The organism is Streptomyces sp. NBC_01232 (assembly GCF_035989885.1).
Classification (GTDB): domain Bacteria; phylum Actinomycetota; class Actinomycetes; order Streptomycetales; family Streptomycetaceae; genus Streptomyces.
This window is the reverse complement of the sequence record NZ_CP108519.1, coordinates 13,945-38,703: the sequence shown is the minus strand read 5'-3', so window position 1 is coordinate 38,703 and position 24,759 is coordinate 13,945. Positions and strand designations below refer to the sequence as shown.

Annotated in this window: 23 protein-coding genes; 13 read left to right on the top strand and 10 right to left on the bottom strand. The window is 68.2% G+C overall.

Annotated elements, in window-relative coordinates:
• Window positions 1-204 precede the first annotated feature (204 nt).
• Genes OG444_RS40040 through OG444_RS40030 form a run of 3 tightly spaced genes read right to left on the bottom strand, consistent with a single transcriptional unit; the run spans window position 205 to window position 3,377 of the window.
• Window positions 205-2,355, bottom strand: a complete 2,151-nt coding sequence (locus OG444_RS40040; RefSeq protein ID WP_327267123.1) for a hypothetical protein — start codon at window positions 2,353-2,355, stop codon at window positions 205-207.
• Window positions 2,352-2,876 carry a hypothetical protein gene (locus tag OG444_RS40035; RefSeq protein ID WP_327267122.1) on the bottom strand — a complete coding sequence of 175 codons (525 nt, stop codon included), beginning with the start codon at window positions 2,874-2,876 and terminating at the stop codon, window positions 2,352-2,354. Before OG444_RS40035 ends, OG444_RS40040 begins: the two co-directional genes overlap by 4 nt.
• A 3-nt stretch (window positions 2,877-2,879) precedes the next feature.
• Window positions 2,880-3,377, bottom strand: a complete 498-nt coding sequence (locus tag OG444_RS40030; protein WP_327267121.1) for a hypothetical protein — start codon at window positions 3,375-3,377, stop codon at window positions 2,880-2,882.
• A 432-nt stretch (window positions 3,378-3,809) separates the two neighbouring features.
• Here OG444_RS40030 and OG444_RS40025 point away from each other — a divergent pair, with 432 nt between their 5' ends.
• The 8 genes from OG444_RS40025 (at window position 3,810) to OG444_RS39990 (ending at window position 11,327) form a co-directional block, all read left to right on the top strand.
• Window positions 3,810-4,646: a GntR family transcriptional regulator gene (locus OG444_RS40025; RefSeq protein WP_327267120.1), complete on the top strand. Its 837-nt coding sequence runs from the start codon at window positions 3,810-3,812 to the stop codon at window positions 4,644-4,646.
• A 95-nt stretch (window positions 4,647-4,741) separates the two neighbouring features.
• The gene (locus OG444_RS40020; RefSeq protein WP_327267119.1) at window positions 4,742-5,023 is read left to right on the top strand and encodes a helix-turn-helix domain-containing protein; all 282 of its coding nucleotides are present in this window, start codon (window positions 4,742-4,744) and stop codon (window positions 5,021-5,023) included.
• 386 nt (window positions 5,024-5,409) lie between these two features.
• Window positions 5,410-6,864 (top strand): hypothetical protein, encoded by a 1,455-nt coding sequence (locus OG444_RS40015; protein ID WP_327267118.1) that lies wholly within the window; start codon window positions 5,410-5,412, stop codon window positions 6,862-6,864.
• Between the two features lie 171 nt (window positions 6,865-7,035).
• On the top strand, window positions 7,036-7,350 hold the full coding sequence (locus OG444_RS40010; protein WP_327267117.1) for a peptidase inhibitor family I36 protein: 315 nt from the start codon (window positions 7,036-7,038) through the stop codon (window positions 7,348-7,350).
• Between the two features lie 55 nt (window positions 7,351-7,405).
• A complete protein-coding gene (locus OG444_RS40005; protein ID WP_327267116.1) occupies window positions 7,406-7,564 on the top strand; it encodes a hypothetical protein in 159 nt (52 codons plus the stop codon).
• Window positions 7,565-7,942: 378 nt separating this feature from the next.
• On the top strand, window positions 7,943-8,899 hold the full coding sequence (locus OG444_RS40000; protein WP_327267115.1) for a barstar family protein: 957 nt from the start codon (window positions 7,943-7,945) through the stop codon (window positions 8,897-8,899).
• Between the two features lie 338 nt (window positions 8,900-9,237).
• Complete coding sequence (locus OG444_RS39995; protein ID WP_327267114.1) at window positions 9,238-10,839, top strand: ISL3 family transposase; 1,602 nt, start codon at window positions 9,238-9,240, stop codon at window positions 10,837-10,839.
• Between the two features lie 56 nt (window positions 10,840-10,895).
• A complete protein-coding gene (locus OG444_RS39990) occupies window positions 10,896-11,327 on the top strand; it encodes a DUF4259 domain-containing protein (RefSeq protein ID WP_327267113.1) in 432 nt (143 codons plus the stop codon).
• 367 nt (window positions 11,328-11,694) lie between these two features.
• Here OG444_RS39990 and OG444_RS39985 read toward each other — a convergent pair whose 3' ends face one another.
• The 3 genes from OG444_RS39985 to OG444_RS39975 all read right to left on the bottom strand — a co-directional run bounded on the left by OG444_RS39985 (window position 11,695) and on the right by OG444_RS39975 (window position 15,103).
• Window positions 11,695-12,552 carry a hypothetical protein gene (locus tag OG444_RS39985; protein WP_327267112.1) on the bottom strand — a complete coding sequence of 286 codons (858 nt, stop codon included), beginning with the start codon at window positions 12,550-12,552 and terminating at the stop codon, window positions 11,695-11,697.
• Window positions 12,552-14,099, bottom strand: a complete 1,548-nt coding sequence (locus OG444_RS39980) for an AAA family ATPase (RefSeq protein WP_327267111.1) — start codon at window positions 14,097-14,099, stop codon at window positions 12,552-12,554. The genes OG444_RS39985 and OG444_RS39980 overlap by 1 nt, the downstream gene beginning before the upstream one ends.
• Before the next feature lie 200 nt (window positions 14,100-14,299).
• Window positions 14,300-15,103, bottom strand: coding sequence for a hypothetical protein (locus OG444_RS39975; protein ID WP_327267110.1), 804 nt, complete (start codon window positions 15,101-15,103; stop codon window positions 14,300-14,302).
• 210 nt (window positions 15,104-15,313) lie between these two features.
• Between OG444_RS39975 and OG444_RS39970 the strand changes: the two genes are divergently transcribed.
• From OG444_RS39970 to OG444_RS39960, 3 genes are all read left to right on the top strand, one after another.
• Window positions 15,314-15,589 carry a hypothetical protein gene (locus tag OG444_RS39970; RefSeq protein ID WP_327267109.1) on the top strand — a complete coding sequence of 92 codons (276 nt, stop codon included), beginning with the start codon at window positions 15,314-15,316 and terminating at the stop codon, window positions 15,587-15,589.
• A gap of 50 nt (window positions 15,590-15,639) precedes the next feature.
• Window positions 15,640-16,515: a hypothetical protein gene (locus tag OG444_RS39965; protein WP_327267108.1), complete on the top strand. Its 876-nt coding sequence runs from the start codon at window positions 15,640-15,642 to the stop codon at window positions 16,513-16,515.
• A gap of 474 nt (window positions 16,516-16,989) precedes the next feature.
• Entirely contained in the window at window positions 16,990-17,493 is a 504-nt protein-coding gene (locus OG444_RS39960) for a hypothetical protein (protein ID WP_327267107.1), read from the top strand.
• A 119-nt stretch (window positions 17,494-17,612) separates the two neighbouring features.
• Here OG444_RS39960 and OG444_RS39955 read toward each other — a convergent pair whose 3' ends face one another.
• The gene (locus tag OG444_RS39955) at window positions 17,613-19,433 is read right to left on the bottom strand and encodes a serine/threonine-protein kinase (protein WP_327267106.1); all 1,821 of its coding nucleotides are present in this window, start codon (window positions 19,431-19,433) and stop codon (window positions 17,613-17,615) included.
• A 277-nt stretch (window positions 19,434-19,710) separates the two neighbouring features.
• Between OG444_RS39955 and OG444_RS39950 the strand changes: the two genes are divergently transcribed.
• Window positions 19,711-19,938 carry a hypothetical protein gene (locus OG444_RS39950; protein ID WP_327267105.1) on the top strand — a complete coding sequence of 76 codons (228 nt, stop codon included), beginning with the start codon at window positions 19,711-19,713 and terminating at the stop codon, window positions 19,936-19,938.
• Window positions 19,939-20,061: 123 nt separating this feature from the next.
• Window positions 20,062-20,754 carry a recombinase family protein gene (locus OG444_RS39945; RefSeq protein WP_442810802.1) on the top strand — a complete coding sequence of 231 codons (693 nt, stop codon included), beginning with the start codon at window positions 20,062-20,064 and terminating at the stop codon, window positions 20,752-20,754.
• Window positions 20,755-20,829: 75 nt separating this feature from the next.
• Here OG444_RS39945 and OG444_RS39940 read toward each other — a convergent pair whose 3' ends face one another.
• The 3 genes from OG444_RS39940 to OG444_RS39930 all read right to left on the bottom strand — a co-directional run bounded on the left by OG444_RS39940 (window position 20,830) and on the right by OG444_RS39930 (window position 24,758).
• Window positions 20,830-22,137, bottom strand: a complete 1,308-nt coding sequence (locus OG444_RS39940; protein ID WP_327267103.1) for a hypothetical protein — start codon at window positions 22,135-22,137, stop codon at window positions 20,830-20,832.
• 381 nt (window positions 22,138-22,518) lie between these two features.
• Window positions 22,519-23,229 carry a hypothetical protein gene (locus OG444_RS39935; RefSeq protein WP_327267102.1) on the bottom strand — a complete coding sequence of 237 codons (711 nt, stop codon included), beginning with the start codon at window positions 23,227-23,229 and terminating at the stop codon, window positions 22,519-22,521.
• A gap of 62 nt (window positions 23,230-23,291) precedes the next feature.
• Entirely contained in the window at window positions 23,292-24,758 is a 1,467-nt protein-coding gene (locus tag OG444_RS39930; RefSeq protein ID WP_327267101.1) for a hypothetical protein, read from the bottom strand.
• Window position 24,759: the final 1 nt, after the last annotated feature.

Genomic DNA, 24,759 nt, shown 5'->3' with positions numbered 1-24,759 from the left:
GGGGGCGCTCGGCTGCGTCTGGGGCCGTCTGGCGGCTCCCCTCGACCCGCCCCCGGGCGTGCGACGCGGGGGCGGGCGGGCAGCGGGCAGACGGTGGCGCGGCTACTGACGAGCTACTGACGAACGGCTACTGACGACCCCTCGTCAGTGGGGGCGCAGCGCTCTGACCTGCGGTCGTCGGTAGAAACCGGGCTCTACGGACGGCTACTGACGGCCGTCGGTAGCGGCGTAGCGGGTGTGCGGGGGGCTGCCGAGCGCCTCGATCACGCCCTGCCCGGTCCACTCCTTCAGCCAGCCGCCGACCGTGGTGGCGGGCGCGCCCACCGCCTCCGCGAGGGCGGCGCGCTTGATGCCGTCGGGTCCGGCCTGCCGGATCACGTCCAGCGCCCGCAGCCGCTGGAGCGCCCCGGCCGGCACCGCCGCAGGACCGGGAACGGGCGGTGCCGCCTGCTCCAGCCAACCGTCCAGGACCGACCAGTCAGCCTCCTCCTCCGCCGGATCCGGAGAGGGCGCCGGAACGGGGGCCTGGGCCGGAACCGGGGGCGTCGCCGTGGTGGCGGGCTTGGCGCGCAGCGCGCGGATCATGTCCTGTACGGCCGTCATGTCGTCCCCGTCCAGCCACAGGGAGCGGACGGTGGAGATGCGGCCCTCGGCCAGCAGCAGGCCGGAGCCGCGCTGTTCGGGGTCGAGCAGGTGCGCGGAGTAGCCGCGCCCGGCCATGCCCTTGCCGAGGATGGTGTTCGACTCGTCGGCGCCGGTGGCGTACATGCACCACCGCCACACGATGTTCGAGGTGATCAGCCGGTCCAGTACCCCGGCGGTGGAGAGCTGCGTGGCCAGGATGAGAACGATCCCGAATGCCAGCCCGCGGGCTGCCAGCTCGATCAGCGCCTTGGTGATGCGCTTGCCGTACTTCGCGTCCAGCGTGAACGCGGACACCTCGTCGACCACGACCACTTCGAGGGTCAGTCCGTCGGTGCCGACCAGGTCGGGGCGCTCCGCGAGGGACTCCACCCCGACCGCGGCCAGACGGCCGGCTCGCTCGCCCATCTCCGCCACCAGGGCTTCGAGGCGCTTGGCGAGCTGCTTGGCGCGCTTGTCGGGGTCGTAGATGTAGGAGTCGGCCAACAAGGACCACCGGTACTGGCCGGGGTGTTTGCCGTCCGCCAGGTGCAGGCGCACCCGGGTGTCCAGCAGGCATCCGGCGATGATCAGGCGCAGGACGGCGCCCTTGCCGGAGCGGGAGGAGCCGCCCAGCAGGATCGACACGTCCCGCAGCCGTAGGTAGAGCAGCCGCCCGAACGCGTCGAACGCGACCGGGATGCCCTGCTCCCACACATCGACTCCGCCGAGCATCTCCGCAGTGCACAGCCTCGGCCGGGCGAACGGGTCGGTGGTGAAGCCGGAGACCCGGAGCGTCTTGTCGTCCGCGCCGGCCACCTGCTCGACGTGCAGGCGGGCCCGGTCCAGGCCGAGTTCCCCGCCCAAATTTTTCCGGGCGGCCACCACGTGGTCCACGGTGGCGCCGGTGTCGTCCGGGAGGCGGACCATGGCCGTCCACCGCTCCGCGGTGACCTCCGGCGCGGCCAGGAGCGTGACCCGGGTGCCGCGCGGGATCACCCGGCACGCGCCCAGCGCCTTCGACAGGGCCAGCACCAGGTCCTGGCCGCCCTCGGCCGCCGTGCCCGTCTTGGCCGGGGTGGCCCCGGCGGTGGCGGGGGCGTTGGTGGGCATGGGCGGTACCGACGGCAGGCCGGCCGCCACGGCCGGAGCGGGGGCGGCGCCCGGGACGGCGAGGACCATCGGGGTTTCGGCGATCAGGTCGGCCGGGACGGGCCGCACGGTCAGGTCGAACGCCTGCGGGCCGCGCGCCCAGGAGGTGAGCACGCCCAGCACGGCGGCGGTCGGGCCGGTCCACCACGCGCCGGCCACGGTGGCGGCGGTGATCCCGGCGGCTGGGGCCGCCAGGACCGCGCACCGTGCGGCGGCGATCCGGCGGCGCCGGTGGCGTACCTGCCCCGGGTCCAGGGCGGGCACCGTGAACTCGCCCAGGGCGCGCAGCGCGGCGGTGTGCCGCTCCGCCTCCTTGGTGGCCGCCTTGAGTTCGGCCTTGGCGGCCGGGGTCAGGCCGCCGTCCTCCTCGGCGATCCGGTGCAGCTTGGTCGCCTTCTTGTGCGCCTTGAGGACCAGGCGGCGGTGCTCTTCCAGGGCCTCCTGGTGGGCCTCGGCGCGCTGCTTGATGATTCGGCGGAACAGTTCCTCGTTGGAGACGGTGTGCCCGCCCGCCCAGTGGGCGAGGAACAGGGCCAGGTGACGGGCGCCGGACCGCGTCCGGCGGGCGGGGCGCTGGCTCATCCGATCAGCACCTCCCCGAGCCACGACAGCAGCGGGACACCCAGCATCGACGCCCAGCCGCCGATCGCGGCCGTGATCCCCCACGTGGCACCGGTCAGGCCGCCGGACAGGGCCAGGCTGCGCTCCTCCCAGCCTTTGGCGAACCAGATGAACAGGGCCAGGCCGATGATCATGCAGAACGCGAGCCAGGAGCCGGAGTAGGAGAGAACCTCCCCGGTGGACAGCGGGACCGCGCCGGCCCCGGACTGCCCGACCGCAACGTCTCCGATGTTCTGCCCGAGTTCGTTGCCGGTGCCGGTGAACCCACCGCTGATCTGCCCGAGCAGACCGCCGGTCACCGCCGAGGCCATGACCATGGTCAGGGCGGCGCCGGCCCACGGGAGCCACACCTTGCGCTTCTTGAGGGCCTTCAGGGTGCGGCCCCGGGAGTAGTAGACCCACATCGCCGTGACCACCATCAGGGAGAACCCGAACGCGGCCCCGGCCCGGGTCACGACGTGCGTGAACGTGATCAGATCCATCGGTCAGACCCCCACGATCCAGGCCGCCACCAGCAGGCGGGTCGGCTCAGCGATCAACGTCCCGCCCACGGCGGCCACCAGCAGCGCCGCGGACACCCACCGGCGCACCCGGCCACCCGTCGCCGCACCCACGGCCGCGATCCCGGCGCCCAGCACCCCGGCCCCCCACGCCGCGTCCACCGACACCTGCGCGGCGATCGGCACCGTGACCCCCTGCGCCCACCACAGGGCCGGCAGCACACCCACACCGAGCAGAGCCAGCGTCCGGACCGGACGCACCCGCCGAACCGCGGCCCGCACCCTCTCCCAGTCGATCGCGTCATCGGCCGACGACGCCCGGTCCGGGATCGAGTCCACCGGCGCGTACGCCGGGTCCGACCACAACTCGTTCAACCATGCGTCCCGGTCGTACCCGTGCTCCTCGGCCCGCTGCTCCGGCACCGCCGCCAAGTGCGGGCCCTGCTGCGAGTACCAGGACGGCACCCCGCCCTGCCCGCTCACAGCTCCACCCCCAGCACCCGCAGGCTCGCACGCACCCGCAGCTCATCCCCGCCCAGGCCCCGCGCCTCAGGCGCCACCGGGAGGGTCTCAACCAGTCCTGCGGCGCAGCTCCGTGACGGTAAAACCGTCCGCGTCCGCACCGTGGCGGGGCACCCACCCCGCCGGGGGCGCCACCAGCGCCCCATCTCTGCAACCATCACGAAGTCGGTCCCCTCATCCACACACATGGGCAGGTCCGACAGCCAGTCCGGCGCTCCAACGCCGGACAACTCATGTCCCGCGCACTCCAATGCGAAGGACACCGTGCGGCCCCTGGCTCCAACCAGGGGCCGCACCGGCTGACATGAGTTAACGTATACGTTAGAAGCGATCGGATGCAAGCTTTTCGTATACGTTAAATCCCATTCGGGGGATCGATGAAGGGATCGGACGATGGCGGCTAGGTACGAGGAAATCGCCCGTGACCTGCGTGAACGAATCGCCTCGGGGGAGTACTCACCCGGGGCGACACTGCCTCTCATGCGCGACGTCGCACAGGAGTACAGCGTCAGCGACATCACGGTGCGCAAGGCGTACGGGCTGCTCCGCCGCGAAGGACTGATCGAATCCCGCCGTCGCGCCGGCACTGTCGTCCGCGAACACCCGGACCGGCTGCGCCTCATCGTCAGGACCCGCCAGATCGAGCGAGATGAACTCGGCTACTACAGCGGCCCGGAATCACAACACTGGCGCCCCCTGCCTCACCCCGACGGCGAGAACACCAAAGTCGTGACCCTTCCCGTACCAACAGACATCGCCGACATCCTGGAAGTCGATACGGGCCACGAGCTGACTGTCCGGCGGCGCCTCATCGGCGACCCTGATGTGGAAACGCACCGCCAACTCGCAGACAGCTGGATCTCTGCGTGGGTAACCGAAGAGCTCCCGCAACTCACCGGCGGGACAGGCCTTGGTGGCATGTACGACCGTCTGGAGGAGTGGCAGGGAAGGCCGCTCCACTGGCGCGAGGAAATCTCCGCCCGTATGCCAACGCCAGAGGAAGCCGAGGCGCTCGTCATGCCGCCGACTGGCGTGCCGCTGCTACGAGCCCTTCGCGTCACCTTCTTCCCCGCAAAGGGGAAGAAGCCAGAACGGATCGCCGAGGTCCAGGACATCCGAATGTCCTCCGAGATCTTCGCCGTTGGCTACCCACTGCCCCGCGGCGCCTCTGCCCAGTGGCCAGTGACACCGGCAACGGGCGACTACTACGAGACTCCGCCCGAGGGCTAGAAAGCCAGAATCGGCGGAACGACACGCCCAATGGAGCCCCGCGTTCCTGCGCAGCCAGGTATGTTTCGCCTATCTACCTTGTGGAGGTGAAGGTAATGACGACTGTTCATGACCCCGTAGCGGCGGTACAGGGGCTGCTGCGTAAGCACGCAGAGCTGCCGCCAGCACCGGTCCGCGCCCCCCTCCGTCGCGCTGCCGGCCTCACCCAGCAACAGGTGGCCGAGACAATCGGTGTGCAGCCTCTGGCCGTTCTGCGGTGGGAGTCCGGTTCCGTCGAACCCCGACCGGGCGCGAAGCGCGCGGCGTACATCCAGCTGCTTCACGGCCTTGCCCAGCGGTATCCCGAGGTGGTCACGGCCGCTTCCGGAGAGCCCTAAAAAAACGCTTGAGGCCGCCCCTGCGCCAACAGGAACGGCCTCGATACAGCAATTCGACTCGCCCGCCTGCAAGCAATCCGAGTCGTGGTCCGGTGAGGTGACCTCGCCGGGGGTGATGCCCGTGGGCCTAGGCCCGCGTGGTCACCAGTACCCAGAATAAGCAGCCTCTTCTCCTGAGGCCACCATCTCCGGGCCCTATCTGGTCACACTGCCGTCCACGGCTCCCCACCAGGGGAGAACTTTCCCGTGTCTGAACTGCACGTCTTTCTGGCCAGCTGCACACCAGCTGGCCAGCGTCCCACTTCCGTGCCCGCACTGCTGATCTTCACCGGCCCTACCCGCATCGCCGGTGCGTGTGCCGGCCTCCCGGTTGCCGAGGGTGCCCGATGAGCACTCGGTCCATCAGCGGCGACACCACGTTCGTCCGGGGCGCCGCTCCGGTCCTCGCCGTCACGGTCCACCGCCACATGGTGTTCGGGCCGGGCGCGCTGAAGAACCCCGTGGACTTCACGGTGATGGTGCACCTGTTGTTCGCCATCACCGAGGGCTCCCAGGTGACGGCGGCCGCGCTCCTCGCGATGCTCCGGGAACAGGGCGTGCAGTCGCCGGGCGACACAGTGAGGCTCATCGGCCGTGACGCCGTGTACGCGTCCATCGCGCGCCTGGTGGAGCTGGGGTTCATCCGGCGGGTGGAGCTGGCGAACGAGAAGTTCCCAGGGCGCCGTGGACGCATCGTCTACGAGGTGTACGAGCAGCCGCTCTACAACCCGGACATGGCCACTGTGCCCCAATTTGCAATGTTTCCGGGTCAACCGGAAGCTGGCGGTATTTCCGCAGGTCAGAATGTTTCCGGCTCAGCCGGAAGCTGGTCGCCAGCATCCGGGTCAGCCGGAAACATTCAAAACGGACACTCCGCAGGTCAGAACACTTCCGGCTCAGCCGCACACTGGAACCACGTCCCCCCCACACCCCCCAGGGGGGTGGTAACCCCCCTACCCCCCACACCGTCCGGAACGGTGCCCGACGAAGTGGTCACGGCCGTGACGGGGGAGGGGGGCCAGCCCTCCGGGCAAAAGACGAACCCCGAGCGGATCGCCGCCGCGGTCGAGTTGCTGTCACTGCTCGACGGCCCGCTGACGCTGAACACGAAGCAGCGCCAGGAGCTGGCGCCGTACCTGCTGGAGCAGGCGGACCTTGAGGGCTGGCCCCTGACAACCGCGCTGCTGGCCGAGCTCGGGAAGGACCTGCCGAGCATGATCAAGGCTCCGAAGGGGTTCCTGCGCAAGCGGCTGGACGACCTCAAGCCGCACCGTGCGAAGGCCGCTGCTGCTGCCTTGCAGATCATGGATCCCTGCCTGATTCACCCGGGCCGGGAACGCTCCAGTTGCGTGCCATGCCGCTCCGGCCGTGATGACGTTGTCCTCGAAGCTCCGCAAGCCCCCGCCGAAATGCATCAGTCCGAGGTGTCCACCGTCGCCGAGGTGCAGCCCTCCGTGCTCTCGGATGCTGCCCGGCAGGTGCGGGAGACCTTGGAGGCCGCGAAGGCTGAGGCGCAGGCGCGCAAAGAGGCTCAGGCTGCTGCGAAGGCCGGCCGTGCCCGGGGGTTCCGCAAGAAGCTGGCCCAGGACGCCGAAGCCGCGGCCCGCGCCGAGGAAGCGCACCGAAACGAACTGCTGAACCAGCTGGAGCAGCTGGCCGCGAACGGCGGAGAGTTCATTCCGGCCCCAGCCGCTGCCCTCGACGACCAGCAAGCCCCCGAGCCGTCAGAGGCCATCGATGCGGACCCCCGGGCTGCCTTCGCAGCCTTCACCGGCGGGTTCCAACTCCCCAGCCTCGACTAGCCCGGCAGCACCCCGGTCAGGGCCGGAGCCAGCCGTCACCGGCCCCTAACAGGCCCTTGCACATCTCTCCTCGGTGGGTCCAGTACTTCGGTACTGGACCCACCGCACCGTTCCCAGAGAAACGTAAGGGACCTGTGGCCGCGTTGCACAACGGCAAATCCATCGGCTTCCGTGGCGGCTGCGTCGCCTGGCTGTTCGTGGGGATTCACTTGCGTGTACGCGGACCTGGACTACACCGGGCGTAAGCTCCAGTGGGACATGGACGGCACGAAGACGCTCGGGCAGTACGGGTTCCGCGACCAGGCGACATCGGTGGCGAACAACGATGAAATCGGTGGCATGACGCTCATCGACTACCGGGACAACATGGTCGACCCGACCTTCATAGTCTGCCTCGGGTGCGCCTACGGCGATCTGCGGAAGCAGGACTATCCGGGCTGGGGCACCGGGTCTTGGGACGACCGCGCTGACGCGCTGACCATGTAACAGATCGCGGCTTTGAGGAAAGGTACCTGGCATGTCGGGTCGTACCGTTGCCTGGGTGTTGGTTGGGATCGCCGTTCTGGCCGGCGGACTCCTGTTCTGGTTCCAGCCCTGGAAGAGCTGCGGTGAGGGCGCTGAGCGGATTACGGACCGTCCCGCCGGTGCGGCGGTCGAGACGTGTGACGACTACCGGCGCTGGGGCCACCCCACGCGGTGACCCTCTTGTGCTTCGCCCCTGCCGCAAGCTTGCGGCGCCCTCGTCGTTGGCCCGGGCGGCTGCGGGCCGGACAAGCGGTCGCGGGTCAGCCAGCTTGCACCGGCTGACCGTATCGTGAGCACACGAAGATCGACAGGGAGCAGTGTGCGGGGCGAGGAACATATAGCGTGGAAGCGGGACTTCCCGGTCCGTCATCTCCTGGTCTGGGAGGACGTGCACGAGGAGGAGCCGAGCAACCTCTGGGCGCGGTGCGCGGAGGTCGAGGGGTTGTTCATGGATCCTCCGCCACTGCCGCGGGAAATCCTGACGCTACGCGGGTGCCCGCGCGAAAGCCTGCTGGCCCAGGCGGTCGTGCGACCTGCGGAGCCGGTGCGGCTGATGGGCGACGTGAATGTGACCATCTACGCCGAGGACCGCCAAGGGCCGACCCGGTTCTGGGACCTGGAGGACGCTGTTGTCCTCGCCCACCAGCCCACGCCCGCTGATTCCGAGCGTGTGGACATCGTCGTGGGTGCCGGCGTCAGGGAGGACGCCTATTGGGGCCCGAACCCGCTGCCCGACTGCCCCCGGTTCGAACTGTGGGCTGAGTCGCTTCTGGCCGCAGACCCCGTGGGGAGCTGCCTCGCCGTGGATGGCCTGTTCGTCCCGCGTCCGCAGAGGCAGGGCCAGTCCGTGCACCTGATCGGCTGCGAACCCGGAGAGGCACTGTCGGCCCGGCTGGGCCGAGCCCGTACTCAGGACGACGACCTGATCAGGCTGTGGGCCCTGGACCACACCGGCCGGACCATGGCCAAGTACGAACTCGAGTTCCGCATCACCGAGGCCCGCCCGTCCGTCCTCGGTGACACCCTGATAGACATCACCCTCGCCGACACCGGCGACGATCGGCCTGCCATGGCCGCCCGCCCGGTCTGGGACACATGGTTCCACGGCGCTCCCACCAAGCCCAACCAGTGGGCCCCCTTCGGTACGCCGGGCCGGTCCGCCTGGCTTGACCTCAGCCGCATCGGCCCGTACGGACCAGGCATCGGCCGCTCGGGCGGGACGTACCACTTGGACGGACAACACGTCACCGACAAGCCCGGCCTGCTCCTGGCACTCGGCGAGGCCCTCCTCGGCCCCGGCTCCACCTACGGCGGCAGCCTCGACTCGGTGGACGACCACCTGGGAGGCGGTCCTTCCGTCGTACCCCCGTTCACACTCATCTGGCACCACGCCGACATCGCACGCCACGCCCTCGCCAGGCACATCGTCGACCGCCATCCTGACCGCTCCTACTTCGAGGCGGCCGTGCACATCCTGCAGGAACACGGTGTCACCGTGGTATTGCAGTGAGGGAAGGACAGGGATCCGAGCCCGGCTGAAGGCCGCGTCCGACCAGAAGGAGTGCCCGGACTAACCGTTCGCCGCCGCACCGGGCCTCCGGCGCGGCTGGCGCTGGGCAGGCACGGGACACCACGTGATCGTCCACGCTGCTACTTCTCGTGAACATTCATGGACTTCAAGATCCCCAAATGCTGCCCGTACCGGCAGACAAACGCTGCTGATTGAAGGGTTCTGGCTCAGCTTTCGTGCAGTGGCCACGGTGAGTGACGGCTGAGCGTCTCCGGACGGTATGCGAAGTCGCCCGAAAATGGACGGTGGTCAGTGCAGCTGGGCTGACAGTCCGGGCCGTGGAAGACGTTGCACGCCAGCTGAAGGCGCTGTTGTTCCCGGCGATCGCGGACATCGCGGTGCGGTCGGTGGACGTGGGTATCGAGAACGTGCGCCTTGACGCGCAGTGCACCACGGCCGGCGCTGCCTGCCCGGGATGCGGAGTCTGCTCGACCCGGGTTCACAGCTCCTACCTGCGGATTCTCGCTGATGTCCCGAGCGCCGGACGAAGCGTCGTACTCCACCTGCGGGTCCGGCGGTTCCGGTGCGGGAACACCAAGTGCCCACGTCGGACGTTCGTGGAGCAAATATCCGGTCTCACCCGCAGGCACGGCCAGCGCACCGAACGACTGCGTTCCATCCTGACCGCAGTCGGCCTCGCCCTGGCTGGTCGAGCCGGCGCCCGCCTGGCTGCCGTGCTTGGTATGTCCATCAGCCGGAGCACGGTCTTGCGCCTGGTCGAGGCGCTGCCCGAGCCGGAGGTGCCGATGCCTCGGGTGGTCGGCGTCGACGAGTACGCCACCCGCAAGGGCCGCCGCTACGGCACTGTCCTGGTGGACGTCGAGACCCGTCGTCCGATCGATCTCCTGCCTGATAGAGAAGCATCAAGCCTGGCCGCCTGGCTCGCCCAGCGGCCAGGGATCGAGGTCGTCTGCAGGGACCGCGCGCCGTTCTTCGCGGAAGGCGCCACAGCCGGGGCACCCCAGGCGACGCAGGTCGCGGACCGTTGGCACTTATGGCACAACCTCGGGGAAGCCGCTGAGCGTGCGGTCGCCCGACACCGCCAGTGCCTTCGGGTTCTGGTCCCCGATCCCGTGGCGAAGGCCGACGAACCCGCGCCGCCCGAGGAGAAGACGGACTCGCCATGGCGGAGCGAGCGGTTCGCCAACCGCCTCCGAGCCCGGCATGCCACGGTCCACGCGCTGCTGGAAGCCGGCCACAGCCGCCGCTCCATCGGGCGTCGGCTCCAGATGACCCACCGCACCGTCAAGAGCCTCGCCGACGCTGCGAAGCCGGAAGACCTCTTTCGTGGCCAGTGGCAGCACAGCAGGACCTCCGTCCTCGACGAGTACAAGCCCTACCTGGACCAACGCTGGGACGAGGGCTGCACCAACGCCTGGAAGCTGTGGGAGGAGATCGTTCCCTTGGGCTATCGCGGCAGCTACGGCCGGGTCAGCGCCTACCTGCGAGAGAAGCGCACCTCGCCACGGCCGGTCGCCGCGCAGCCGCCGGCACCCCGCGTGGTGACGAGATGGATCCTCAGCCGACCCGAGACGCTGACCGAGATCGAACACCTCCGGCTCAAGGCCGTCCTTGCCAACTGCCCCGAACTCGATGCCCTGACCGGTCACGTCCGCTCCTTCGCCCACATGCTCACCGAACGCCAGGGTGAACGACTCCCGCAGTGGCTCGACGACGTCCGTCAGGACGACCTGCCCAGCCTCCACACTCTCGCGGCCGGAATCGACCGAGACCGCGACGCCGTCATCGCCGGTATGACGCTGCCCTGGAACTCCGGGGTCGTCGAAGGCCACGTGAACCGGATCAAGATGCTCAAGCGCCAGATGTTCGGCCGCGCAGGCTTCGACCTGCTTCGCAAACGGGTCCTGCTCGCCCCGTAGTCGTGTTGTCAGTGCTTGATGCGAGGATCCGGGCGACCATACGCAAGGAGATCAGCATGGGCACCTGGGATACCGGTCCCTTCGACAACGACACAGCCGCGGACTTCGCCAACGCGCTCGACGCCGCCGAGCCCGAGGCGCGTGAAGCCCTGATCCGAGGCGTCCTCATCCGTACGATCGACGCAACCGGCTATCTCACGGAAGCGGAAGAGGCGGTGGCCGCCGCCGCTTTGATCGCGGCGCAATGCCCGGGAGGCGAACCCGTCGACATGTCCTACGGCCCGGAAACACCGATGCCCGTGTTCCCTTCCGACCTCCGGGCACTCGCCGACGAAGCCCTCGCCCGCATCGTCGGCGACGAGGATGGGCCGGCCTCAAACTGGGTCGACCCGGAGGACTGGAAGCAGTGGCGAGCCATACTGACGCGCCTTCGCGCAGTACTTGCCCCGCCACCCCCTTCCATTGCTCTCTTCGATGTCCAGCCGTAACGGACCGTCACTCAGCACGGAAGTTGAGCCAGAACCGATTGAAGTGAACGAAGCCACGAAGAGAACGACTGACGGGGTCAGGGCTTCGATCGGCCCCTTGGAGAGCACCCGTCGTGTGGTCTCTGGGCCGGGGCCGGCCAGCCCCGGTGGCCGTCAGGCGACGAGGTCCTGGCGCTCGGACGGCCGCGCCTCGACAGGCGGCCGGTTCCTGGCTGGCATCGTGGACGTCGGAGCCCGCCCGGAGGCCCTTCGCACGTCGTCCCGGGCGGGCCCCTCCAGGGCGACGCGCGCGCTCGGTGGTCCTTGGCTCAAGCCCGCCCAGCTGCACACCCGCAGGACCAAAGCGGCTCGCGCGTCTCCCCGACGGTCAGCTGCCGAAGGCGCCCTGGCAGAAGGCCGGGTCTGCGGCCAGGCTCCGGTGGGTGACGCCGATCCAGCTGTTGGGGCGCTCGCTCAGTGAGCTGTCTGCGCTGTCGAGCATGTGGGCGCGGACGGCTTCGGCTCCGCCGCGGGCCAGGAGGAGTCGGAGCAGGCCGCGGATTTCGCCGATGTACCGGTTGGCCTGGTTGGCGTAGGTCTTGCGGAGCTTGAACAGCTTGAAGTGGTTGCGGGCGCGGTCGATCAGGACCTGGTCCCAGCTGTCCGGTGGGGAGACGTAGAACTCCAGCCGTACGGAGCCGTCCTCATGGATCACCCTGGCGGCGAGCCACGGCTCGCTGTCGATGTCGTCGAAGTACGGGTGGAGAGGAAGCTCCTCTGCCCGGGTGGCCTTCGTGTCGCCTTTGACCTTGTTGCAGTCCGAGCAGGCCGGTATGAGGTTGAGCGGGTCCACGCATAGCGCGGGGTAGCTGGTCTTGGGCATGAAGTGGTCGAGCTGGCTGACTGTGCCGTGCCCGCACAGCGGGCATCGGTCGTGTTCGGGGGCGGACATCAGGTCGTCGTAGATGGCCCGGCCGGGGCCGCCTTTGACCATGCCGTTCTCGTACAGCCAGGTGACGACCTTCTCGTCCTGGCTGATGCCGGGGACCTGGAACTCCTCGGGCCTCAGGTCGTGCAGGGATCCCGCGGCGGCGCCGCTCCGGAATGCCTCGCCGGCTGCCTCGACAGCGTCGGCGGCCGCGATCAGGCGGGTGCGGCGTTTTTGGGCGCCCATCTCTCTGGTGCGGGAGATGCAGGCCTCGTAGCTGTCCCGGGCGCCGTGGCGTGGACGGCCCAGGGGCCACATCAGCTGTCCTCGCCCGCGGCCTTGTCCGCCAGGAGGATCCGGACGAGACCCCTGGCTTCGCCGCCGAGCTGGCCGCCGAAGCGGTCCAGGACGGCTTGGTAGGTGTCCAGCTCGGCGACGGCCTGCTGGATGAGAGCGTGGAAGCCGGATTCCTGGACTTCGAGGCCGAAGACTTCGTGGGTGAGGACTCCCACGTTCTCCCCGAAGGTCTCCATGCTGGGCCGCTCGGCTCGCAGGCCGCCCCACCGGCTGAGCTTCCAGACGCAGGAGCGGGGGACCTCCTGCAGCACGACGGGGGAGTGCGTGGCGACGATGGCTATCCCGTTGCGGTCGGCGAGGAGCTGCGAGAGCGTCCTGACGAAGGCGGAGAGCAGCGGCGGGTGGAGGTGGCTCTCCGGCTCGTCGAGGAGGACCAGGGTCTGCTCGACGACGAGTTCCACGAGACGGGTGAGGGTGAGCAGCACGATCGCGTGGCCGGAACTCAGTTCCGAGAACACGCGGTGAGGGGCTTCGTGGGAGAAGTCGTCCGGGTCCGTGCTGCTCATGTAGTCGACGAGCTCGGGCACGCTGCCCGTGGCGAATGCCCGGTCGGTCATCAGCGTGCCGACCGCGCTGGCCCAGCGCTGCGTTCTGCCGGTTGCCTGGATGACTGCCAGGCTTCCGGTGAATTCGGCGGCCAGATCCTCGTGCGACATTCGCTCGCTGTGGTTGCCGGTCCTGATGTGCAAGCCCACGTACTCGAATGAGGTGGCGGGGTCCGGGATCAAGTCGGCGAAGCCGGAGAAGGGGTCGAAGGCACTGAAGCAGACGGAGACGACGTTCCTCGGCATGCCCGCGGTCACGCCAGCCGGGGGCTCGCAGAGGGCGAAGGTGCCGTCGGCTTTTGTGGAGCCGGCGCGGACTGCTGCGCGGGCGATTCGCTTGAGCAGGGTTGTCTTTCCGACGCCGTTACGTCCGATCAGGACGTGGACGTTGCTGGGGGGTGTGGAACCGGGATCGGCTTTGAAGTCGAGAGTCGAGCTTCCGTGTGGCCGCTCATTGCGCGTGGTGTAGGCGAAGTGGTAGCCGTGCAGGCGGTCGCCGCCCTCCGCGATTCGCCTGAACTGGATTTCTAGTGCGGTAAGGGGGACTCTGCGGAGCAGGGAGGCGTGGGTGACCTCGTGCTCCATTGCCGCCTCGAAGGCTTCTCGGCTGAAGGCGATGTCGGACAGGGCTTCCAGAATGGAGACGCGTTGTTCGGCGCCGAGCCGGGCGATGTTGGCGTAGTAGGTGTCGTCCTGGCCCACCGAGAACCATTGGTGGGGTCGGCTTTCGTCGTCCAGCGCTGAGTACTGGCCGGGGCGAAGGGCGCGGTTCCCGGGCTGCTGGTGCGTGCTGCCGATCTTGACGGTGCCGAGCCGCAGGGGAAGCCAGTTGTCTTGCTCACGGATGTACAGCTCGTAGGTGGTGCGATAGCCGCGATCGTGGGTGTTGACGGGGATGAGGATGAGGCCCGCCGGCCCCTCGTCGGACGGGGCTGTGGAGACGTCACTGACCTCGATGAACACCAGCGCACCCCTGCAGTCTTGTCGCCCTTGGACCTCCGAACCCTATCCCGCCTCTCTCACCAGCAAATTACTTGTAACAGACTCGCCCACCACCCTCTCACCGCAACTCGCCCGGCCCCACCCCGCGCCGCACCCCTGGGCACCGGACCTTGGTACACCGCGGGCGGGGGAGTGGGCCGTTCTGGTCTGTTACAAGTAACTTAGATCTGGGTGGGGCGGGCCTCTCCGGGCTGGGGAATCCACTCCACCCCGCCCTCGCGGTTGGCCCCCAGCTCCAGCCGCGCCGCGTCCAGGAACTCTCGAAGCGCCCCCGCGTAGGCTTGCGCTCGTTCATGCTGCGTCACGGTGACCGGCCCGCGAGGCAAGTCACCGATGACCGCGCGTATCTGTCCCTCGGACAGCAGGCCGCACCGACGCATCACCTCGACCGCTTCCCTCGTAAGCGCTTCCCGATCCTGCCTGCGCGCCCTGAGCGCCTCCCGCGCCCTCAGCGCAGCCGAGTGCGCGGCCCAGCCCGGTGTGCCACCGTCATCCGCCACCTCCTGCAGGACCGCCATCGCCCTGGCAGCCGGGCCCCGCAGACGAGCCGCATCCAAAGCAGCCTGGGTGGCCTCCATAACCGGCTGTGCCAGCACCACCAGGCTCGCCGGCGCACTCAGCTCCACCTCGGCATACGCCTGGGACACCTCCTCGTACATCAGCCGGGCCTCGGCATCGCGGTCCTCGCTGTACAGCTCGCCCGTAAAGCGGAAGAGCCTGCGCGAGGTGCGGACGAGCTCCGCGATCGCCAGCCGGCGCTCATCCCGCAACGCCGCCAACCGGGGAGCCTCAGCCGTGATCCGAGCCGCCTCCCGCGCAGCACTCGCCTGCGCCAGACCGCCCGCCGCCTGCACCTTCGCACCCAGCCAGTTCCCCAGCAGACCCCCGCCGATGGCCAGGAACGGCACCAGCAGGCTCAACCCCGCAGAATTCCGCTCGATCCAATGCCAGAACCCCACCACCATGCCGCCCCCTCCGTCCGCCCCGCCGCGACAGCGGACAGGCAGCGTACGCACGAACCCACCCGTCAGGGGCGCCCTGTGGTACCTCCGCCCCTGACCCCGACTGTCTCGGCTGGCGCCGCTGAAGCCTGACCGCTGGCCGACTCCTGCGAACCGGCCCCCGTCGGCCCGGCCGCCCGGCAGGATGCCACCCAACATTCCACCTGGGGGACCATGCGCACCCGCACCATCCTGCTTTCAGCCACCGCCCTGCTAGCCGGCTGCAGCGGCGAACCCAGCTACGACGAATCCGTCGAGGAGTGCGTAAAGGCGGTCAAGGCCCGGCCCGAAGGCGACGTAACGAAGCCAAAGCCGTGCGAGTCACTGAAGGAGGACGACTACACGCTCGTCGTCATGAACAAGGTGATGGGCGACCTGGGCTGGACGGACAAGGACGGCCGATTCGACAAGGAGAAGTTCGAGCGGGACGCCCTCGGCGGCAAGCCGTAGCCGGTCACGGTCTTGATTCTGAGGTCAGCCCTTACAGGTAACTTGACGGGATGGATCACGACGTCGCCGCCCTGGTCGAGGAGTGGCTGGCCGGCCCGAACTCCGAGGCAAACGGCTACTTCGGCTACCAAGCCCTCGAGCACTACCGGCCCGCCGTCCTGCACTGGCTCACCGTGGGCTGCGGACTCGACGGCCGCCCGGACCCCGACCTGTACCTCCAGCCCACCCCGATGGCCCTGCAGAACTGGGCCATCGGCTACGCCACCGCAGCCCGCTCCCGCGACGCCGCCTGCGGAGCCGTCCGCTCCTTCTACCGCTGGGCCGAAACCCCCGCAGCCGCCGGCGGGCCCGCCCTCGTGCCACCCGGCACCGCCAAGGCACTCCAGTTCCAGCGCGGCGGGAACTTCGCCGCCGGCATGCCCGGCCGCGACCTCCTCACCCCCGACCAATGCCGCTGGCTCGCCCAAGCCGCCGACCGCTACACCGGCACCCGCCGCGAAGGCCCCCACCGCGCCCGCGCCCTCGTCTACCTCTGTCTCAACCACTACCTCTGGGCCCGACACAGCGACGACGACATCCTGCGCCCCGGCCAGATCACCGCCATGCGCCTGACCGGCCGCCACCAGGAACAGCACCGCACCACCTGGGACGTCCCCCAGAAGAACGCCGCCTCCGACGCCACCCGCCTCCAGCCCATCCACCACGACGCCGTACGCGCCATCGACGAATACCTCCCCCACCGCGCCACCACCCGCAACGACACCGGCCACCTCTTCACCACCGTCAACGGACAGCCCCTCGAACCCCAGAGCCTCATCCGCATCCTGCGCACCGTCGCCGCCACCCACCCCGACCTCGAAGAGACCGCCCCCAAGCTGTCCGCCGATGCAGTCACCCACTCACCCCCCGCGCAGCAGCAGGCCTGATCAACGCCTGCTGGAAGGCCGCCGCTCCGGTTCGGCGGGAAGCGAAGACTCAGCCCCCGGGTACCACCGGGCCCGGCCCGCTCAGAGTCCGAGCCTGCTCCCGCCCCTGGTTCTGCAAGCGCGAGGGGGGTTTCTCGGCGCCCATCCGGCGATCGGCGCTCCTGACACCCTTCACGCCCCGCCCTGAGCCCGTTCCGAGCCGCGCCGCGCCGCGCCGCGCCGCCACTTTCCCAATGACGGGCTCTCGGGATTCCAGGGCGACCCTCTGGGTGAGTGAAACGGCTGGCCGACGGATCCTAGATCCAGGCAGCGAGTCCTCGAACCCTCTCGGCGGAGTCCGACAGCGCGAAACTGTGCGCCTACCCGGTATGGCTATCCGGCGACCCGCGAGTAACCAACTACTTTCGGGTTCTGTTCTGTGCCGGTTTACAGCGGAACGCACTGAAACCGGACGGTCGTGAGGAGGGGTCGCTCGTGACGGACTGGTGGGCGGTGTCCATTAACGCTGCTGTGGCAGTGGGAACCCTCTCCGCTGCATCCGCGGCCCTGTGGGTGGCCAGACGGGACGGTAGGCGCCTCGATGAGGAACGGCGTGAACAGCACTCAGCCCAGGCCAGACTGGTGACTTGCTCGGTGGATTTTCCGAACATCAACATCACGAATCACAGCCCCATGCCGGTACTGGAGCTCAGCGTGAGGCTGATGATCGTTACTGGACCAGATGATCGCCATGGGTGGGTATGCATGGCCAAGGCGCCGACTCAGCTGCGCAAGCCGCTTCCTACGGGCGCGACATGGACGGTGGTGGCAGAGAACGAGTGCCAGCGTGTCGGCGAAGGAGGTCAACGGGAAACCCGAGAAGTGACAAGCCAGGACCAGATCGACCCGGAGCTCCGCATCGTCGACGCCAACGGGCTGGAATGGCAGCGCTATGGCAAGACACCGCCCAGGTTGGTCCCTGTCTTCTTTGGTCCCTGAGCTCCATACCTCGGTGCGCGGGCCGAGCGTCCTCGGTTCGCGCTAGCGGTCCTGATCACCGGCGAGGGTGCCGGCGGAGTTGATTCACGGGCGAACAGGATTCTGCCGTGGCGAGTGCTTCACGTCTGCAGCGCATACAGCGTGTTGTCACTGGAGACGTAAACGATGCCGTCGGCCACGGTCGGAGACAAGCGCGGGCGGCGGCCCATGGTGAAGGACCAGCATTGATGCCCAGTGTCGGCGTCTAGGGCATACACCTTGCGGTCCTGGCTGCCGACGTAAACCACACCATGGGCCACCACCGGTGACGAGTACACACTGCCGCCAGTGGTGAAGAACCAGCGTAGATGGCCAGTGCTGGCGTCTAAGGCGTACAGCTTGCTGTCATGGCTACCGACGTAGACCACACCATGGGCCACCGCCGGTGACGAGAGCACACTGCTGCCGGTGGTGAAGGACCAGCGCTGCTGCCCAGTGCCAGCGTCTAGGGCATACAGCTTGCGGTCCTGGCTACCGACGTAGACCACACCATGGGCCACCGCCGGTGACGAGCCCATGCCGACGCCGGTGGTGAAGGACCAGCGTTGATGGCCAGTGTCCGCCTCTAGGGCATACAGCTTGCTGTCATGGCTACCGACGTAGACCACACCATGGGCCACCGCCGGTGACGAGACCACACTGCTGCCGGTGGTGAAGGACCAGCGCTGCTGCCCAGTGCCAGCGTCTAGGGCATACAGCTTGCGGTCCTGGCTACCAACGTAAACCACACCATGGGCCACCACCGGTGACGAGTACACACTGCCGCCAGTGGTGAAGGACCAGCGCTCTACAGGTGCGTCCGCGTCCAATGCATACAGCTTGCTGTCATGGCTGCCGACGTAGACCAGGCCGCCGGCCACCGACGGCCTCGGTTCAATCACACAGCCGCCCCACCACCGCCACTTGCCGTAGGTGAGGGACCAGCGCTTCAGACCGGGCGTGCCGCGGCGGGAACCACCAGGCGCCGCAGGGTGCGTCTCTGGTAGGAGGGGAGGGTTCTCTTGGACGAGCTGGGCGATCTGGTCGGGCATCCAGCCTGGTTCGGTGAGCAGGAGGGTAGGGCTGCTGGTCTGCCTGCTTCCGTCCTTGCTGCCTGAGCTGGTCAGCCGGTGGAGCAGCGTGGCGACGGTGGGGCGCTGGTTGGGCTTTTTGGCCAGGCAGGCGGCGACGACATCGCGCAGTTCGGGCGCGAGGCTATCCAGGTTGGGCTGTTCATGGACGGTGCGGTAGTGGAGCGCGTCCGGGGTGCCGGTGCCGAACGGGCCGACTCCGGTGGCCGTGTAGGTCAGTACCGCGCCGAGGGAGAAGACGTCGCTGGCCGGGCTAACCCGCTGGCCGGTGAGCTGTTCGGGAGACATGAAGCCGGGGGTGCCGATCCGCATTCCGGGCCGGGTCAGCAAGCTGGCCTCCATGGCCACTGAGATACCGAAGTCGATGATCCTCGGTCCGTCGGCGGCGAGCAGCACATTGGAGGGCTTGAGGTCGCGGTGAATGACCCCGGCTGCGTGGATGACCTCGAGTGCCTCGAGCAGTCCGGCGGCCAGGGGGAGCACCGAACGGGGAGGCCATGGACCGTGAGCGGTGATCGCCTCACCGAGGGAGAGACCTGGTACATAGACAGTGGCCAACCAGGCCGGGAAGCCGTCCGGGTCGGCGTCGACCACACCGGCAGTGAAGGCCCCGTTGACCCGTTGGGCTGCGGCTACCTCGCGTTTGAAACGGCGCCGAAACTCGTCGTTCGTGGCCAGCTCCGGACGCACCACTTTCACAGCGACCGGGCGCCCGCCGGGCGAGCGTGCGAGGTACACCCTGCCCATGCCGCCGGAGCCCAGCCGCGCCACGATTTTGTAGCGCCCCACCTGCTGCGGGTCCTCCGGCTCCAACGTCTCAAACGCTCCCACCCAATGCCCCCTGCCACGCGGCCCCGCAGGGGCCGCTGTCCGTCGCTACCCCACCATTTGAAATCAACGACGCAGTCCGTTGCCCAACGGCTCCCATGGCGCGATAGGCATTGTTGGCCAGAAGCCGCCGGGGTCCCGCTAAGTAGCCTCCCAGCAGCTCGGCCCGCCGCGACGTGCCCGGCAGTCCCGGGCAGGCTCAGGTGCCACTGCCACCAAGGCGGGGGATGCGGCCGGGGCCGCAGCCGCGACCGCGGAGCTGCTGGAGCACATGGTGCGGGTGCTGGGCGAAAACCACCCCCACACCCTCACCAACCAGGGCAACCTCGCCTCTTGGCGGGGGGAGGCGGGGGATGCGGCCGGGGCCGCGACCGCGACCGCAGAAGTGCTGGAGCACATGGTGCGCGTACTGGGCGAAAACCACCCCGACACCCTCACCGCCCGGAGCAACCTCGCCTACTGGCGGAGCAAGGCGACCGACTCGACTGCTCATAAATCGACCGATTGATGAACAAGATCGGTAAGCGGCTGTACGCGGCCGGGTCGGCGTCGGATCATGCTCATAAAACGGTGTCAGAAAGTCGATGTGCTCAAGAACTTGAGGAGCACCGTTTTCTGTACGATCTGGCGGGTGCAGCGACCCCAGGACGACGACACCGCAGATCTCCTCGCCCCCGTTCCGGCCGCACGGACCGGCGACCTCGTGGGATACGCCCGTGTGTCCACCAAGGGACAGTTGCTCGACCGGCAGATCCACGTGCTCACGGAAGCGGGGTGCATCCGGATCTTTTCCGACAAGAAGTCCGGCAAGAACGCAGAACGCGAGAAACTGTGGAAGGCCCTCGACTTCCTGCGTGACGGCGACACGCTTGTCGTTCCGTCGCTGGACCGGCTGGGCCGCTCCCTCCAGGACCTCATCGCGATCGTGTCCGGTCTGCGTAAGCGTGGTGTTGGCTTCACCTCGCTGCACGAGGCGCTCGACACGACCACGCCCGGAGGGCGCCTGGTCTTCCATGTGTTCGCGGCCCTCGCCGAGTTCATCCGCGAACTCATCGTGCAAGGCACCAATGAGGGCTTGGACGCCGCCCGCGCCCGTGGTGCACGGCTCGGCCGCCCGCCGGCGATGACCGAGGAACAGGTACGTCACGCCCGCGATCTGCTCGCCCGTCCGGAGAACAAGGTCACCTCGATCGCAAAGCTCCTCGGTGTCTCCCGCAACACCATCTACAACTACGTACCCGAACTGAAGGGCGGCCGCCAGGCGCTCGCCGAGGCGACCACCACGGCCGAGCTGGCCCTTGGGACTGATCGGACCGGCGAGTAGCGGCTCCGTCAGGCGCTGGTGGGCGTAGCCGTCAACCGCTGTCGCAGCGCGGCGAAGCAGCCGTGATTACCCCCGTCATTCGACGTGTTTGAATTCCGCAGCCACCTCACTTGCAAGTCTGTGATGCTTCCAAACCGCGGGGTCAGTCAAAACTGAATGACCGAACCAGACCGGAACTTTGAGAGTGCGTACGTGCCCGGATGGAAAGTTGCCGGTGACCGGGGTGCGATGCAGTCCCGTCCAACACCGGTCCAGCATTACGACGAAGTCGACTTTAGGGCGCATCGCAACGATTCTCTTGATTTTTGTACCAATGAGGCTCCACTCGTTCTGGCTTCGCTGGTGCGGCGGAGTGTGGAGCATGACCAGCATGTCAATGGAAAGATCGTTGAACGCTGCCGCGTTCAACGCGACGTTCCCGCCGTGACTATGAGCGATGACCTTCTTGAAGGACGGGGCCGAGTGTTTGGCCGCCCACTGGGCCAGGTCTCGTGCTGCTGCGATCCGGTCCTCGACCGTATAGCCTCCGGTCCACCGGTAGTGATCGTCACGGTCGTAGAGATCTGCCCCAACCGCACTCAGGGTTCCATCGTTCGGCTCATCTACGCCGGGTTCACTTTGGAGATAGCGGAAGAGCGCCTCTCCTGGTCGCCACCAAGATGGCCGCTTAAACCGCGTCCATGTACCGGGCACAATGAGGGAAGTCCAGGCCAAGTCAGTTCCGTTGTTCGGCTCATTGTCCTGTGGCAGGGCCGTTAGAACCGGATGTCTGGGCGCCACTCGGATTAGTGCTTCGATCGAGATCTGCTGGATCGTCTCGATCTCGGACGTACATCCGTCCGCGAGGACTTCGATTGTGGGCCACCACAGCATCGTTTTGCGCTGAGCAAGCAGAGCAGCCGACACAACTCGGACGATTTGGTATTGGCTAAACTGTCCGACGTGCAGCAACGTGGCGGCTGCTGCGGCTGGGTCATCGCTCGTCCGTACAGCGTCGTAGAGCCGCGGCATCATCCCAAACGCCCACTCGCCCAGTTCACCTTCCCACCAGCGGTCCGGTGCTGGGGTGATCTGGTTCTGGATCTCTGACTTGATTGGCTGGGACCAGCCGGGAAAGTCGAGCCACCGGAAGGGGGGCGGCTCACCGAAGTGGTCCTGCATGAAGAGCCCGGCCCACGGAGCGATGAACTCAGGCGTCAGCTCGGGAACCTCCGGAATGTTCAGATAGTCAACGTCCTCATCCTCTTGGAGTACGCCTCCATTGCCAGTGAGCTGGAGACCCAGGCCCAACATCTGTGCCGCTTGTGACCAGGCAGCTACTTCGCCTTCTTTGTGGAAGGCGTCCCTGCCAATCACCGGGTCTTCGATCCACGGCTCTGACATAGCTCACTCCTCATCTCATGGCGATCCCCGTCCATCAGGCTCATTGATGGCACGGACGCTGCGCCAGGCGACCCGCACGAGACCACTGCACCTCACTCCCAGGAACGCACCGACCCCGTGCAGACGGCCCTGGGGTGCCAACGTCTTGGCCATGCTTGCGAGACCGTCGCTGAGTCGCTGGGCGACCACGAGGAGGGCTACGAGCTGACCCACGAGGAGGCTGGTCAACGCGTTCAAGGCGGCCCTCGGGACTGGTAGGCCCGCATGTTCAGGTGTCGTGTATGCGCGGCCAAGCCCCAGTGGTTCTCGCGCTGAGTAATCAGCGTGAGCTCGTGCGAAGGCGTCCGACCATGCCAGAAGGCGCCAAGGCAGCCTTTGCTGTCAGGGGAAGTCGGGGCACTCCTCGGCGAAGCCCTGCGAGACGGGCTGCCATACGCCGTGGTCCGCACGTACGCTCAGTCGATCCGCTTCCTCCGCGGTCTCGATTAGCTGAGCGGTAGTCAAGGGGACGGCTACCGCGAAGACCCGCCCGAGGTGGCGGCAGTGCAGCATCGGACGGAGTTCCTCTGAGTACGGCTCATCGGCGACCGCGAAGAGATCGGGCAGGGTCCAGCCGAGCGGACCTGCAATGGCGGACAGCTGCTGCTGACGGTGCGGACTCGGGTCCCAGCGCCACACCATCCCGTGCAGTGTGCTGAGGGACAGCCCAATGAAGGGCAGTTCGCGGATGCCGAAGCCGCGATTGCGGATCAGTGCGCCGAGCACGGCGGCGAACCTGGTCTCGGCGGGACGGCGTCCCGGCCCCGTCGGCTGCATGAATGGCTCTGAAGCGGCGACGCGGGGCAGTGAGCGGACGAATGCCTCCAGCGCAGCGAGCTGCGAGTGGTCGCAGTAACTGACGCGGTAGGCGAACTGCCTCATGACCCCGGCGTCGCGCTCCGGGGGAAGGAGTTTCGCCGGCACCGGCTGGCCTGCGACAACGAGAAGGTCGGCGGCCGGTATGTCGAGTACGGCGGCAAGTTCGGTGAGTCGCTGCGGGGTGGTCTCGGTTCCGCTCGCGGCGAGGCTGCTCAGGATGGTGGCCCTTTCCATAGGAGGAAGGTAGCGGGCGTGCTGCGAGGACAGCCGGGGCCGCTTGCGTTCACGGTCGGGACTCACTTTCGGTGATCGCCTGGGGCGTATCGGCTCCAGGTTCCTCCGCCCTGGGTGACCAGATGGGTGGTGGTCTTGTCGTGGTAGCCGAGAGCCCGGGCGACAACGGGTGCGGGCGCTTGAAGTACCAAGTGGCGAATTGCTGAGGCCCGGCCGCGCTGGGCGGGAACCCCGGCGGCGCTGAGCTGGTCGAGCAGGCTGCTGGGGTCCATCGGATGTCCGGGCTGCCGGCCGGGGAACAGCCATGCGGTGCTGCGGCTGCTGACCCGGGCCAGGCGAGGCTGTTCCGCGAGATAGGCGCGCACGAGATCGGCGATGGGTGCGGGCAGCGGCGACGGTGGGTCTCCAAGCCGGATAGTGAGAGCATCACCATCATCGGCCACGTCCTCGGTGGTCAACCGGACGATGCGGCTGACGGGTTGGGCGTAGAGCAGGACGAGTGCGGCCGCGGTTCGGGTTCGCAGCGAGAGGGCCTCGTCGTGCAGGACGTGGCGGAGGACGGCAAGGCGGCGGTGCTGGTGCATCGGGGCCTGGTCCTGCTGGATCACATGAGGTGGCAGGAGGAGTCGGGGCATGGTGCCGTTGTCCATGCACCAGCGCAGGAAGGGCTGGGCGGGTCGGCGGGTGGCGTAGTTGCCCGCGTGCCAGGCGTCGAGGTCGGCCTGCTGGCACTGGTCGAGGGTCCGGTTGCGAGCTGCGAGCCAGGTGAGGAAGGCGTCGGCCTGGGTGATCTGCTGCCGAGCCTCGGAGGTGGGGGATCGTCCGAGCGGTCCGGCGTCGGCCTTTGCTCGCAGGCGGCGCAGTTGGTGCCAGGTGGCGAATCGGTGCAGGAGCTGGTGCCGTGCGGGGTCATCGACGGTTGCCAGGCGTTCGGCGAGCCAGCGTTTGTAGAGCAGGAGCCGCCGGTCGGCTGAGGGCAGGACGTTGCTCTCCACGAGCAGGTCGCGCAGGTGGGCGGCCGTCCGCCAGTGTTCCTGGTGCTGCAGTCCTTCGTGGCTGATCGGCACTCGACCGCTCGCCAGGCCCTGCAGGAGCTGGATGACGTTGGGGCGGCGGAGCCAGATCAGCCTGCTCTTCGGACGGTCGAGATCCAGGAGGAGGTCCATGAGGGGTGCCAGCTGCGGGTGGACCTGGCCGGTGCCGTCGTCGAGGAGGCTGGCCAGCCTGTCGGCCAGGGTGCAGCGTTCGCAGAGCCGGCCGCCGAGCAGCATCCCCTCGAATCCGCAGCGGTCGCAGAAGAAGTCCCGGGTGATCCCCGCGCAGTCGCGGCAGATCGGGACACCGTCCGGATCGCGGCCGGGCAGCAGCCGGTCGGTGCCGCAGCCCGGACAGTGGCCCCGGATCCGCATGGCGCGCTCGTAGCAGGTGCGGCAGATCGGCCCGTCGGACCACTCGGCCGACTTCGCCGCCCGCCGACCGCAGCGCGAGCACGTGCGGATGTGCCAGCGTTCGTACTCCTCCGGCGTCACC